The 263-nt window shown below is 55.1% G+C and carries 1 protein-coding gene; it reads left to right on the top strand.

Annotated elements, in window-relative coordinates; all coding sequences use genetic code 11:
* A partial coding sequence (locus ACI43T_RS12120; RefSeq protein ID WP_405387375.1) for an MFS transporter occupies window positions 1-263 on the top strand: 263 nt, incomplete at both ends.

The raw sequence follows: 263 nt of genomic DNA, 5'->3' as shown, positions 1-263 counted from the left end.
GTGCAGGCAGTGTCTGCCGCGTTTTTTGTCCCGCTTCTGTTTAACGGTGTGTTGTCGATTTTTCCGCCCAACAAGCGCGGAACGGCGATGGGTGTGATTACCATGATGTTTACCGCCGCGCCTGCAATGGGGCCGACGCTGTCGGGCATCATCATCGACCATACGCATTGGCGCGTGCTGTTCGGTTTTACCGCGCCGTTTATGTTGGCGGCGATGGTGCTGGTGGGTAAATATTTGACGGTCAATTTAAGCAACATCAGCCG

Origin of the sequence: Neisseria oralis (assembly GCF_045062685.1) — a bacterium.
GTDB classification, from domain to species: Bacteria; Pseudomonadota; Gammaproteobacteria; order Burkholderiales; family Neisseriaceae; genus Neisseria; species Neisseria oralis.
The sequence above is the reverse complement of the archived record's forward strand: the minus strand, read 5'-3'. Positions and strand labels throughout refer to the sequence as shown.